12 protein-coding genes are annotated in these 13076 nt (G+C 65.0%); 5 read left to right on the plus strand and 7 right to left on the minus strand.

Annotation, left to right across the window (positions count from 1 at the left end; genetic code table 11):
* The first annotated feature begins 116 nt into the window (after positions 1-116).
* From NR187_RS19685 to NR187_RS19700, 4 genes are all read left to right on the plus strand, one after another.
* Positions 117-1589 (plus strand): D-alanyl-D-alanine carboxypeptidase family protein, encoded by a 1473-nt coding sequence (locus NR187_RS19685; RefSeq protein ID WP_256807313.1) that lies wholly within the window; start codon positions 117-119, stop codon positions 1587-1589.
* Between the two features lie 191 nt (positions 1590-1780).
* Positions 1781-3466, plus strand: coding sequence for a long-chain fatty acid--CoA ligase (locus tag NR187_RS19690; RefSeq protein ID WP_256807314.1), 1686 nt, complete (start codon positions 1781-1783; stop codon positions 3464-3466).
* A 15-nt stretch (positions 3467-3481) separates the two neighbouring features.
* Positions 3482-4036, plus strand: a complete 555-nt coding sequence (locus NR187_RS19695; RefSeq protein ID WP_211381171.1) for a DUF924 family protein — start codon at positions 3482-3484, stop codon at positions 4034-4036.
* A gap of 108 nt (positions 4037-4144) precedes the next feature.
* On the plus strand, positions 4145-4630 hold the full coding sequence (locus tag NR187_RS19700) for a peroxiredoxin (protein WP_256807315.1): 486 nt from the start codon (positions 4145-4147) through the stop codon (positions 4628-4630).
* Positions 4631-4710: 80 nt separating this feature from the next.
* Here the strand turns inward: NR187_RS19700 and rnhA are convergent, their stop codons facing one another.
* Genes rnhA through ispH form a run of 3 tightly spaced genes read right to left on the minus strand, consistent with a single transcriptional unit; the run spans position 4711 to position 7130 of the window.
* On the minus strand, positions 4711-5175 hold the full coding sequence (gene rnhA / locus NR187_RS19705; RefSeq protein ID WP_097662137.1) for a ribonuclease HI: 465 nt from the start codon (positions 5173-5175) through the stop codon (positions 4711-4713).
* Positions 5172-6155: a homoserine kinase gene (locus NR187_RS19710; protein WP_211381170.1), complete on the minus strand. Its 984-nt coding sequence runs from the start codon at positions 6153-6155 to the stop codon at positions 5172-5174. Before NR187_RS19710 ends, rnhA begins: the two co-directional genes overlap by 4 nt.
* 6 nt (positions 6156-6161) lie before the next feature.
* The gene (ispH, locus tag NR187_RS19715; RefSeq protein ID WP_211381169.1) at positions 6162-7130 is read right to left on the minus strand and encodes a 4-hydroxy-3-methylbut-2-enyl diphosphate reductase; all 969 of its coding nucleotides are present in this window, start codon (positions 7128-7130) and stop codon (positions 6162-6164) included.
* A gap of 253 nt (positions 7131-7383) precedes the next feature.
* On the opposite strand from ispH, the gene NR187_RS19720 reads away from it, so the two are divergent.
* On the plus strand, positions 7384-8079 hold the full coding sequence (locus tag NR187_RS19720) for a DUF1013 domain-containing protein (protein ID WP_211381168.1): 696 nt from the start codon (positions 7384-7386) through the stop codon (positions 8077-8079).
* A 157-nt stretch (positions 8080-8236) separates the two neighbouring features.
* Here the strand turns inward: NR187_RS19720 and NR187_RS19725 are convergent, their stop codons facing one another.
* From NR187_RS19725 to NR187_RS19740, 4 genes are all read right to left on the minus strand, one after another.
* A complete protein-coding gene (locus NR187_RS19725; RefSeq protein ID WP_211381167.1) occupies positions 8237-8497 on the minus strand; it encodes a hypothetical protein in 261 nt (86 codons plus the stop codon).
* Between the two features lie 96 nt (positions 8498-8593).
* Positions 8594-10504, minus strand: a complete 1911-nt coding sequence (locus tag NR187_RS19730; RefSeq protein ID WP_256807316.1) for a propionyl-CoA synthetase — start codon at positions 10502-10504, stop codon at positions 8594-8596.
* Between the two features lie 185 nt (positions 10505-10689).
* Positions 10690-12075, minus strand: a complete 1386-nt coding sequence (locus tag NR187_RS19735; protein WP_256807317.1) for a tetratricopeptide repeat protein — start codon at positions 12073-12075, stop codon at positions 10690-10692.
* Positions 12076-12207: 132 nt separating this feature from the next.
* Entirely contained in the window at positions 12208-12996 is a 789-nt protein-coding gene (locus NR187_RS19740; RefSeq protein ID WP_211381164.1) for a tetratricopeptide repeat protein, read from the minus strand.
* Positions 12997-13076: the final 80 nt, after the last annotated feature.

Here is a 13076-nt window from a genome sequence, read left to right on the forward strand (position 1 = left end):
CGCGAGCCGGTATAGGTTTGCGACGCCGCAAGCGGCGACGCTGGATTTCAGAACCGAACATCAGATCACGAGAAGCCCTCCGGAACCGGCGGGTCTCCAAGGACCGGAATCGGATAGTGCACGCCATTCGCCCGCTGCTTCGCAAATCGCTGTTCAACCTGTTCGCTGCGATCCTCGCATGCGCCGCATTGCTAACCCCGCGCGCGGCGAGCGCGGAAGCACTGCTCCTGATCGAGGCCGACAGCGGCAAGGTGTTGCAGGCGGATAACGCGACCATTCCCTGGTATCCGGCTTCCGTCACCAAGATCATGACCGCCTATGTGACGCTGAAGGCGGTCAAGGACGGCAAACTTACGCTGGACACGCTGCTCACGGTGTCGCCGACGGCAGCCTCGCAATCGCCCTCGAAGATGGGGTTCCGCCCGGGAACGCAGCTTACCGTCGACAACGCGCTGAAGATGATGATGGTCAAGTCGGCGAACGACATGGCCGTGGTACTCGCCGAAGGCGTTGGCGGCTCGATCGATGGCTTCTCGGTGATGATGAACGACACCGCAAGGAAGCTCGGCATGACGCAGACGAGCTACGTCAATCCGAACGGCCTGCCTGCCGACGGCCAGATCACGTCCGCGCGCGATCTCGGAATTTTGGCGCGCTCCTTCCTGCGCGACCTGCCGGAATACGAGTACTTCGTGCACATCCCGGCGATCCGCTTCGGCAAGCGCGTCACAGGGAATTTCAACAAGCTGATCGGCCGCTATCCCGGCGCCGACGGTTTCAAGACCGGCTTCATCTGCGCCTCCGGCTACAACCTCGTCGCCTCCGCCACGCGCAACGGCCGCCGGTTGATCGCGGTGGTGCTCGGCGCCAGTTCCGGCACCGCGCGCGCCATCAAGGCAGCGCAGCTCCTGGAGCGCGGCTTCAGCCAGGACACTCTGTCGTGGCTGCGCCCCTCGCTCGGCACCGTCGAGAATCTCGTGCCGGTCGACGCCTCGCCGCCCAACCTGCGCGAGGACATGTGCGGCGGCCATCGCAAGCGGCCGGCCAGCGACGATGACGACGCGCTGATCGCGACCAATGGCGGCACGTCCGGATCGGCCTCCGCCACCGGCGGCGAAGCCCAGGTCACCTTCTTCACGGCCGGCCTCCAGCCGCCCCTGATGAAAGCCTCCGAGCTGATGGCCTCGGCCCCGGCGGCGGCCGAGCCCGTGCTGGTCTATACCGGCCCGACACGCACGGGCACCGCCCTGATCGCGGCGGTCGCGGCCGATGCCGACCAGCAGGCCACGCCAAAGCCGCGTGGCAAGAAGTCGCGCGTCGCCAAGAAGCCTGACGCAGCAGACAAGACGGCCGACAAGCCGAAGGATGCCAAGACGGCGGATGCCAAGACGGCGGCGGCGAAACCGGATGCCAAGCCGGCCGACGTCAAGACCGACGGCAAGTCCGCAGCCAAGCCGGCCGGCACCAAGCATGCCGCGGCCAAGCCCGATGCGGCGGCAAAACCTGCGGCGGCCGGCGATCGGGCGCCCAAGCCCGCCAGGCCCAAGGCAGCGACCAAGCCCGCCGCCAAGCCGGCCAACAATAGTTAGCGGCCCCGGCGAGGCGAGACCGCGGCGCACTTCGCACTTGCGGCGGCGCCGCTTGCGAGGATTCCGGTAGCCACTCCCTGACCTTTGTCCTAAGCCTCGACGGCTTGCCACCCGTTCCGGCAGGCTCGATACTGTCTGCAATGAGGCAAGCCCGAGACACAACGGGCTCTGGTAGATGAGGGGAGTTTTCCATGGAGCGCATCTGGCTCAAGCAATATCCGCCCGGCGTCCCCGCCGATATCGAGCCGACGCAATACGCATCGCTGGTCGACCTCCTGGAGGAGAGCTTCACCAAGTTCGCCGACCGCAGGGCGTTCATCTGCATGGACAAGTCGATCAGCTATCGCGATCTCGACCAGATGTCGCTGGCGATGGCGGCCTATTTGCAAGGCCGCGGTCTGCAGCGTGGCGCCCGCGTCGCGATCATGATGCCGAACGTGCTGCAATATCCTGTTGCCACCGCCGCCGTGCTGCGCGCCGGTTTCGCGGTGGTCAATGTCAACCCGCTCTACACGCCGCGCGAGCTCGAGCATCAGCTCAAGGATTCCGGCGCCGAAGCCATCATCGTGCTGGAGAATTTCGCCCACACCGTCGAGCAGGTGATCGCGAAGACGCAAGTGAAGCACGTCGTCGTCGGCAGCATGGGCGATCTGCTCGGCTTCAAGGGCGTGATCGTCAATCTCGTCGTCCGCCGCGTCAAGAAGATGGTACCGGCCTGGTCGTTGCCGGGCGCGGTGTCCTTCAACGACGCGATCTCGGCCGGCCGCTCTCTGAGCTTCAACAAGCCCAAGCTGTCGCCCGGCGATGTCGCGTTCCTGCAATATACCGGCGGCACCACCGGCGTCTCCAAGGGCGCCACGCTGCTCCACCGCAACATCGTCGCCAACGTGTTGCAGAACGACGCGTGGCTGCAGCCGGCGCTCGCCTCGCCGCCGCATGTCGATCAGCTCATGATCGTCTGCGCGTTGCCGCTCTATCACATCTTCGCGCTGACGGCCTGCTACCTGCTCGCCGTGCGCGCCGGCGGCTGCAATCTGCTGATCCCCAATCCGCGCGACATCGCGGGCTTCGTCAAGGAGCTGGCGAAGTACCAGGTCAACAGCTTCCCGGCGGTGAACACGCTCTACAACGGCCTGATGCATCATCCCGACTTCAAGAAGCTGGACTTCTCCAAGCTCAAGATCTCCAACGGCGGCGGCATGGCGGTACAGCGCCCCGTGGCCGAGCAGTGGAAGGCGGTGACCGGCTGCTTCATCGCCGAAGGCTACGGCCTGTCGGAGACTTCGCCGACCCTGACCTGCAATCCCGCGACCACGACCGAATTCTCGGGATCGATCGGCATTCCCGTGCCCTCGACCTGGATCTCGATCCGCGACGACGACGGCAACGAGATGCCGCTCGGCCAGCCCGGCGAGATCTGCGCCAAGGGCCCGCAGGTGATGTCGGGTTACTGGAACAGGCCGGAGGAGACCGCCAAGGTGATGACATCGGACGGCTACTTCCGCACCGGCGACATCGGTGTGATGGACGAGAAGGGCTACACCAAGATCGTCGACCGCAAGAAGGACATGATCCTGGTCTCCGGCTTCAACGTCTATCCCAACGAGATCGAGGAAGTGATCGCGAGCCATCCGGGCGTGCTCGAATGCGCCGTGATCGGCATCCCCGATTCCAAGTCGGGCGAGGCGGTGAAGGCGTTCGTGGTCAAGAAGGACCCGAACCTCACGGCGGAGGCCGTGGTCAAGTTCTGTCACGAGCAGCTGACCGGCTACAAGGTGCCCAAGCACATCGAATTCCGCGCCGACCTGCCGAAGACCAATGTCGGCAAGATCCTGCGCCGGCAGCTGCGCGACGAGAAGAAGGCGGAGGCGGCGTAAGCGCCTCTTTCGTTCATGACTGACGTCGGCAACATCGGCCCGGCCGGCATCCTCGCCTTCTGGCGCGAGGCCGGCCGCGATGCCTGGTACAAGCGCAACGACGCTTTCGACGCGGAAGTCAGGCGCCGCTTTCTCGCGCTGTGGCAGACGGCGGCCGCCGGCGAACTCGCGTCATGGGAGGCGACCGACGACGGCGCGCTCGCGCTCGTCATCGTGCTCGATCAGTTTCCCCGCAACATGTTTCGCGGTACAACGCAGGCCTTTGCCAGCGATGCGTTGGCGCGCGACGTCGCCCGCCGCGCCATTGAGCGCGGCGCAGATCAAAGGATCGATCCGGTCCTGCTCGAATTCCTCTATATGCCCTTCATGCATTCCGAGCACCTGCCCGACCAGATGCACTGCGTCGCGCTGTTTCAAAGCACCGAGAATGCCGAAAACCTGAAATACGCGCGCGAGCACGCCGACATCATCCGGCGATTTGGCCGCTTTCCCCACCGCAACCGCCTCCTCGGACGCCCGACCACCGAGGAAGAACAGGCCTTCCTCGACAATGGCGGCTTTTCCGGCTGATGACATCAAGGTGAAGGGCGGCATCCGTCGCCGCTTTCCCTGCCGGCAATATTGTGCAGGCCCGCCGCACAGTCTAAAAAGCGGGACCGATTTTCAGGGAGACTGACGATGGCGATCCAGACTGGCGACAAGCTGCCCGAGACCAAATTCCGCGTAATGACGGCGGAAGGCCCGCAGGTGAAGACCACCGACGATATCTTCAAGGGCAAGAAGGTGGCGCTGTTCGCGGTGCCCGGCGCCTATACCGGCACCTGCCACAAGATGCATCTGCCGAGCATCTTCCTCAACGCCTACGCCATGAAGGACAAGGGCGTCGACACCATCGCCATCGTTTCCGTCAACGACGCTTTCGTCATGAACGCCTGGAAGCGCGATACCGACCAGCGCGACGAGGCCATCTTCCTCGCCGACGGCAATGCCGAATTCGCCAAGGCGATCGGCATGGAGCTGGATGCTTCCGGCAACGGCCTCGGCATCCGCTCGAAGCGCTATTCGATGCTGGTCGAGGACGGCGTGGTCAAGAAACTGAACCTCGAGGCGATGCCCGGCAAGGTCGAAGTGTCCGGCGGCGATACGCTGCTGGGGCAGCTGTAACACGACCCCTGCTATCAGCCATATCCTCCGTGTCGTCCCGGCGAAGGCCGGGATGACGGTAGTAAGTGGGCGCAATGCGCCTACTCCGCCACCCGCTGCTGCAGCCGCGCCTTCACGATCCCGTCGCGTGCGAGCTGATCTGCCCGCTCATTCTCCGGGTGGCCGGCGTGGCCCTTGACCCAGTGCCAGCGGACCTCGTGTGCTTTCAGCGCGGCGTCGAGGCGCTGCCATAGCTCGACATTCTTCACCGGCTTCTTGTCGGCGGTGCGCCAGCCGTTGCGCTTCCAGCCGTGGATCCAGCCGGTGATGCCCTGACGGACATATTGGCTGTCGGTGTAGAGATCGACGGTGCACGGCTTCTTCAGCGCTTCGAGCGCGGAGATCGCCGCCATCAATTCCATCTGGTTGTTGGTGGTGTGGCGCTCGCCGCCGTTCAGCTCTTTTTCCTTGTCGCCGAACTTCAGGATCGCGCCCCAGCCGCCGGGCCCGGGATTTCCCGAGCACGCGCCATCCGTATAGATCGTGACATTGGGAAGCTCGCTCACGCGACCAGTCCTGACGGCATCAGCCCGTAGTCGCGCACGCTCGAAACGCTCTGGTGGAAACGCAGCTTGCGAAAATATTCCAGCGGATCCTTCGGGCGAACCAGCGCGCCGGGCGGCACGTTGAGCCAATCGACCAACCGCGTCAGCAGGAAGCGGATCGCGGCGCCGCGCGCCAGCAGCGGCAGCGCGGCCTCTTCCGCCTCCGAGAGCTTGCGCACCCGGCCATAGGCGTTGAGGAAGGCGCGCGCCTTGGTGACATTGAAGGAGTGATCCGGCTCGAAGCACCAGGCGTTGAGGCAGATCGCGACGTCATAGGCCAGCATGTCGTTGCAGGCGAAGGTGAAGTCGATGATCCCCGAGAGCTTGTCGCCAAGGAAAAAGACGTTGTCGTTGAAGAGGTCGGCGTGGATCACGCCCTCCGGCAGATCGGTCGGCCAGATTCCGCTCGCGAGATAGTCGAGCTCGGCCGCAAGAAACGCGCGCAGACCCGGCTGAACCTCGTCGGCCCGGGGCGACGCCGTATCGAACAGCGGCCGCCAGCCCGAGACCGACAGCGCGTTCGCCCGCTCGATCGCGAAATTGGCGCCGGCCAGATGCATCCTGGCGAGCCCCTCGCCGACGCCGGCGCAATGGGCGGCGTTCGGCTTGCGCGGCCAGACGCCTTCGAGAAACGTGATGATCGCGGCCGGCCGGCCCGACAGCTCGCGCAGCGCCTCGCCGTCTGTTCCTTTCACCGGCAGCGGGCAGTTGACGCCGTGCTCGGCCAGATGCGTCATCAGCGCGAGGAAGAACGGCAGATCGTTCTTCGCCACGCGCTTCTCATAGAGCGTGAGGATGAACGACCCCTTGGTCGTATGCAGCAGGAAGTTGGAATTTTCGACACCCTCGGCGATGCCCTTGTAGGAGAGCAATTCGCCGAGATCGTATTGTTTCAGAAAGTCCGCAAGTTCGTCGGCGGCAACGTCGGTGTAGACCGCCATGAAGGTCTACTCGGCGGCGGCTTCGGGGCGCACCTGGCGCGGCAGCGGGAAGAACTCGTTCTCTTCCGCGGCCGAGACCGTCTCCACATGCAGCGTGAAGCGTTCGGCGAACGCGTCCATGATCTCCTCGACGATCACTTCCGGTGCCGAGGCGCCCGCGGTGATGCCGAGGCTGGTGATGTTTTCGAACCGCTTCCAGTCGATCTCGGTGGCGCGCTGCGCCAGCACTGCGATCGGGCAGCCTTCACGCTCGGCGACCTCGCGCAGGCGCTGCGAGTTCGACGAGTTCGGCGCACCGACCACGATCAGCGCGTCGACCACCGGCGCCACCTTCTTCACCGCGAGCTGGCGGTTGGTGGTGGCGTAGCAGATGTCTTCCTTGTGCGGCCCGTTGATGTTCGGGAAGCGCTCCTTCAGGAGCGCCACGATCTCCGCGGTGTCATCGATCGACAGTGTGGTCTGGGTCACGAAGGCGAGATTGTTCGGATCCTTCGGGGAGATGGTCTTGGCGTCCTCGGCGGTCTCGATGAGCGTCACGGCGCCGACCGGAAGCTGGCCGAGCGTGCCCACCACCTCGGGGTGATGGGAATGGCCGATCAGGAAGATCTCGCGGCCGCGCTTGAAATGGATCGCGGCCTCGCGGTGCACCTTGGTCACCAGCGGGCAGGTCGCATCCAGCGAGAACAGATTGCGGGACGTCGCGTCGGCCGGAACCGATTTCGGCACGCCATGGGCCGAGAATACCACCGGCGCGGTGGTATTTTCCGGGATCTCGGCGAGCTCCTCGACGAAGATCGCGCCCTTTTTCTTCAACCCGTCGACGACGTATTTATTGTGCACAATCTCGTGGCGAACATAGACGGGGGCGCCGTATTTATCGAGCGCCCGTTCCACGGTGTCGATCGCCCGGACCACCCCGGCGCAGAAGCCGCGGGGAGAACAAAGCACGATCTTGAGGTCTGGTTTGGCTGACATTGAGCGATCTCGGGACCGAATCACCTCGCCAAATGGCGGGAAGCGGTCGATGGATGGAATAGGGCTAAGGTACGAGCTTACGGCGACCTGAGAGGGAATTGGGCCCCCTTTCGGGCGCTGTCAAGGCACTATCTATAGCAGAACCATTGCGTGGCTACCCCCTCCGGGCTTATATAGCGCCAATTCCCTGTCATCGCTGATGACTACCGGTTTCGCCTCCTGAGGGGTGGGCGAAGCACAAAGGAGATTTGCCATGAGCAACGCACCTCTGATGCCCAAGGCGACCGCCGTCTGGCTGCTCGACAACACCGCGCTGACCTTCGACCAGGTCGCCGATTTCACCAAAATGCACCCCCTCGAGGTGCGCGCGATCGCCGACGGCGACGCGGCCCAGGGCATCAAGGGCATGGACCCCCTCTCCAACGGCCAGCTGACCCGTGAGGAGATCGAGAAGGGCGAGAAGAACCCGGACTACAGGCTCCGCCTCCAGGAGAGCAAGGTGGTGCTGCCCCCCCAGCCCAAGCGCAAGGGCCCGCGCTACACTCCGGTCTCGCGCCGCCATGAACGCCCGAGCGCCATCCTCTGGCTGCTGCGCAACCATGCCGAGCTCAAGGACGCCCAGATCATGCGCCTGGTGGGCACCACCAAGAGCACGATCGCCAGCGTCCGCGATCGCACCCACTGGAATACGTCGTCGCTGACCCCGATCGATCCGGTCACCCTCGGTCTCTGCTCGCAGATCGAACTGGATTTCGAGGTCGCGCGCGCAGCCAAGGAAAAGCCGATCGACACAGCCTATGGCGGCGCGACCCTGTTGCCGGCCTCCGAGACCACCAAGAAGGACGAGTTCGAGCCGGCGGAGCGATCGAGCGACGACCTCAACGTCGACGCCGTGTTCGCCAAGCTGAAGACGCTCGGCGGCAAGAAGCAGGACGAAGACGAGGAGTAGAGCTCCGCTTCTTCGTTTACCATCGGATGAGATTTGGACGCGGCGGGGAAACCTGCCGCGTTTTTATTTCGGCTTCTGAACGAGGCCCGGCAATCCGTCGGGGCACGACGTGGCCCGGATGGGGCGCAGCGCAATCCGGGCTACAGGTCTCAATGCCCTACGGCCGATCGGGATGGTTCAGCATGTACTCGCCGAGATCACGCTGGCGGCGGTCGGAGCGTGCGGTGGCGGCGCTGCGCTGGACGTCGCGGTCCTTGCGACAGGCCACGTATTCGGGAGAGCCGGCCGCATAGCCACGACCCTGGCAGACCGCATCGTCATCATCGCCGCCCATCGCCACCGGCGTCTGATAGCGCGCGGAGCAGGCGGAAAGGACGAGGCCCGCAAACGCAATCGCAAGAAACGGCTTCGAATTCATGGCAGGCCCTTCATCCTTCGAGACGCGCGCCAGGCGCGCGGCTCAGGATGAGGGTTGAGCGGAAAAATGCGGCCTATTCAAGCCCCATCGCGACCGTCACACCCGCCCCTTCAGCGCCTCGCCGATCTCGTCGAGCACCTTGGGGTCCTCGATCGTCGCAGGCATGGTCCAGGATTCGCCGTCGGCGATCTTCTTGATGGTGCCGCGCAGGATCTTTCCGGAGCGCGTCTTGGGCAGGCGGCCGACGGTGATCGCAAGCTTGAACGCGGCAACGGGACCGAGCTTGTCGCGCACCAGCGCGATGATCTCCTTCTCGATCTCGGCAGGCGCGCGCTTCACGCCGGCCTTGAGCACCAGGAAGCCGCAGGGCACCTCGCCCTTGATCGCGTCCTTGACGCCGAGCACGGCGCATTCGGCGACATCCGGATGCGAAGCCAGGATCTCCTCCATGCCACCGGTGGAGAGCCGGTGGCCGGCGACGTTGATGATGTCGTCGGTGCGGCCCATGACGAAGACATAGCCGTCCTCGTCCTTGTAGCCTGCGTCGGAGGTCTTGTAGTAGCCGGGGAATTCGCTGAGGTAGGCTTCCTTGAAGCGCGAATCCTGATTCCACAACGTCGGCAGACAGCCCGGCGGCATCGGCAGCTTGATGACGATCGAGCCCATGGTGTTGGGCCCGACCGGCTTTGCGGCTTCGTCCACCACGTCGACCTGATAGCCCGGCATCGGCACCGTCGGCGAGCCGTGCTTCACCGGCAACATGCCGAGACCGACCGGATTGCCGGCGATGCACCAGCCGGTCTCGGTCTGCCACCAATGGTCGATGACAGGCACCTTCAGCTGCTGCTCCGCCCATTCCACCGTCGGCGGGTCGGCGCGTTCTCCGGCGAGGAACAGCGTGCGGAATTGGGAGAGATCGTATTGCCGGATGAACTTGCCTTCCGGATCCTCCTTGCGAATCGCCCGGAACGCGGTCGGCGCGGTGAAGAGTGCGACCGCCTTGTGCTCGCTGATGACGCGCCAGAATGCGCCGGCATCGGGCGTGCCGATCGGCTTGCCCTCATACATGATCGAGGTCGCACCATGCAGCAGCGGGCCATAGACGATGTAGCTGTGGCCGACCACCCAGCCGATGTCGGAGCCGCACCACCAGACCTCGCCGGGCTTGACGCCATAGAGGTTGAACATCGACCATTTCACCGCGACGAGATGCCCGCCATTGTCGCGCACCACGCCCTTGGGAATGCCCGTGGTGCCCGAGGTGTAGAGAATGTAAAGCGGATCGGTGGCGGCAACCGGCACGCAAGGCGCTTTCTTGCTGTCGTTCATCGCCTTGCGGCGCAGGCTCGCCCAATCGTAGTCGCGGCCCCACGTGAGGTCGCAGGTGAGCTGCGGACGCTGCAGCACGATGCAGGCCTTCGGCTTGCTGCCGGCAAGCCTGATCGCCTCGTCGAGCAGCGGCTTGTACTGCACGATACGGCCGGGCTCGATGCCGCAGCTCGCCGACAGGATCAGCTTCGGCTGCGCATCGTCGATGCGAGTGGCGAGCTCCTTGGCGGCAAAGCCGCCGAACACGACGGAATGCACCGCGCCGATACGCGCGCAGGCGAGCATCGCGACCACCGCCTCCGGCACCATCGGCATGTAAAGGATGACGCGGTCACCCTTGGCGACGCCGAAATCCTGCATGACGGCGGCGAGCGCCTGCACCTCGCTGAGCAGCTCGGCATAGGTGAACTTGGTGACGCTGTTCGTCAGCGGCGAATCATGGATCAGCGCGACCTGGTCGGCGCGGCCGCGTTCGACATGGCGATCGAGCGCGTTGTAGCAGGTGTTGACGACGCCGCCGCTGAACCAGCGGCCGTAGACGCCCTGCGAGGCATCGAAGATGGTCTTCGGCGGCTCGATCCAGTCGATCTCCGTCGCCGCCTCGGCCCAAAAGCCCTGGGGATCGGCCAGCGACCGCGCATGGACCTCGTGATAGCTGCTCTTCCCCTGGATGCTCATGTCCCGCGCTCCCGTTCCCTTTATTGGCTTGGCCTTGACCTGACGGCAGGACAAAAGTCCCGCCATGACCCGGATCAAGTGCCGGCCTCGTTTGGGAGGTATTTTCCCGGGAACGGGCTGCGGTTCAAGCTGAAAGAACGAATCTTCTCCCTCTCCCGTTCTTGCGGGTAGAGGCGAGCAGACGGCTAGCTCTCCATCCCGTTCAGCCGCTGCAACCGCTCCTGCATGACCCTCCTCAGATCATAGCCCGGCCGGCCGAAGCTCGCATTGCGCGTCGTGAGGAAATCGCGCTGTGTTTTGCGCAGGTCGCTCGCCGGGCGCCCTTTCGTCGCCTTCAGCAGCCGCTCGTAGGTCTCGGCGATCTGGCGGTCGAGCACGCCGAGCTGCGGGTCGGCGCAGATCACCTTCTCGACCTCGCGCCTAGCCGTGGCACAATCGAACGACGGGCCGCTGCCGGAATTCGCCGCGAGCGGCCGCAGCGGTTCGGCGCCGAATTTGGCGATCTCCGCGATCATGGTGCGGCGGCCGGCGGCGGCGTTGTCATTGCCGGGATCGAGCTTCAACGCGGTCTCGTAATCGGCCAGCGCCTTCCTGCGCTCGCCCATCTTCTTGTAGAGCACGGCGCGATTGTTGTAGGTCTGTGCGAAATTCGGGTCGAGCTTCAGCGCGGCGTCGTAATCGCTCAGCGCCGCACCCAGTTCTCCCTTGAGGTGATAGGAATCGCCGCGGTTGGTGAAGAAATTCGGCTTCGGCGCGAGCCGCAACGCCTGATCGTAGTCGGCAATCGCCTTGTCGTACTCGCCCATCGCAGCCAGCGACAGGCCGCGATTGTCGTAATACTCAGGCACTTTCGGATCGAGCCTGATCGCCTCGCCGTCATCGGCGACCGACTTGTCGAGCTGGCCGAGCTTCTTGTAGGCGGCGCCGCGATTGGTGTAGCTCCGCGGCCGGTTCGGATCGAGCCGCAGCGCCTCGCTGAGATCGCGGATCGCCTTTTCGTTGTCGCCGCCGAGATAGTAGGTAACGCCGCGATCGGACCAGGCCTGCGCATAGTCCGGCTTCAGCTTGATCGCCTGGTCGTAGTCGGCGAGCGCGCGGTCGAGCCGGCGCTGATTGGTGTAGACCACGCCGCGCAGCTCGTAGGACTCCGCATCCTGCGGATCGAGCTCGATCGCCTTGCCGAGGTCCGCCGCGGCGCGGTTGAGATCGCCGCCGGCCTCGCGCAGCAGATCGCCGCGCAGGCGCCAGGCCTTTGCATTCCTGCCGTCGAGCGCGATGGCGCGGTCGATATCACGCAGCGCCTGCGTGAGGCCCCCCGAAGTCCGCGCATTGGCGTCGGCGCGAACCAGCAGTGCCCCGGCGCGGTCGGAAGCTGGATTGGCAGCCTGATCAATGATGGCACTGCATGCAGGGATCAACTCGGCGGGCGCGGCCTTGCTGCCCAGCGCGCAATCGACGGCGGCCGACGCTGGCGCCGCCAGGACAAGGCTCATCGCCGCGCCGAGCAGCAGGGCGCGCAGCGGCGACCCGGTAAATGGCAAGGTTTGCGCGGAAGGTTGCGTGCCGCACATGACAGAGGGCTCCATGACGTCAGGTTTTCACCATTGTCGCGGGGAGCAAAGAATCGGTTCAAAACCGGGCCCGTCATCAGAGGCGGACGGTGCCTGCTCTCCTCACCCGCCTGCGGGGAGAGGCGAAGAATCTCAATACCCATCCACCCCGTTCAGCCGCAGCAAGCGCTCCTGCATTGCCTTCTTCAGATCGTAGCCGGGACGCCCGAATTCGGCGTTGCGGCGCGCGACGAAGTCGTCCTGCTCGCGCTGGAGCGTTCGCGCGTCGGGGTTGGGGTTCCGCATGCTTTGCGCCTCGCGGACGGCACGCGCATGGGATGCAAAGACCTCGCGATCGAGGTCGGCGAGTTCGCGGTTGGCGCAGATCGCCTTCTCCACCGCGCGGCGCGCACTCCTGCAATTGAAGCTGGGCTTGCCGGCGACCGCCATCTGCGCCCCGATCCGCTCGAGCTCACGCGCCATCGCCTTGTGGTTGGCCTTGGCCTTTTCGTGGTTTGGGTCGATCTTCAGCGCCGCACCGAAATCCTGTACCGCCTTGGGCCTGTCTCCCTTCTTCAGCCAGAGTTCGCCGCGCGCGTTGAAGATATCGGCGAGGCTGGAATCGAGCAAAAGAGCACGGCTGTCGTCGGCGATCGCCCGGTCGGTCTGGTCGTGCCGCGCATACAGCGCGCCGCGCGCGATCAGCGCCTTGATCAGGTCAGCCTTGGCCGTCTTCTCGTTGTCGATCACGACCGCGCAGGCGGTGGCCGCCTTGTCGACGTCGTCGGCCGCGGCAGCCGTGAGGCATGGCGCGACGTCGACCTGCGGCGCCGCCGCAACCGGCTCGCCGCCGGTCGCGCCATGGGCCGCGCCTTGGGCCGCGACGAGCGAGAGCGCGCAGAGCAGTGCGGCGCCGGGCAACTGAACGAGAAAGGAACGCATGCTGATCACAGTCGGAAAGTCTTGCCTCGGATCTTGCCTTTGGGGTCTTGCCTTTGGGCCGCACTATCCATCATACGGCC

It is taken from the genome of Bradyrhizobium sp. Bra64 (assembly GCF_024519875.1).
GTDB lineage: Bacteria > Pseudomonadota > Alphaproteobacteria > Rhizobiales > Xanthobacteraceae > Bradyrhizobium > Bradyrhizobium japonicum_G.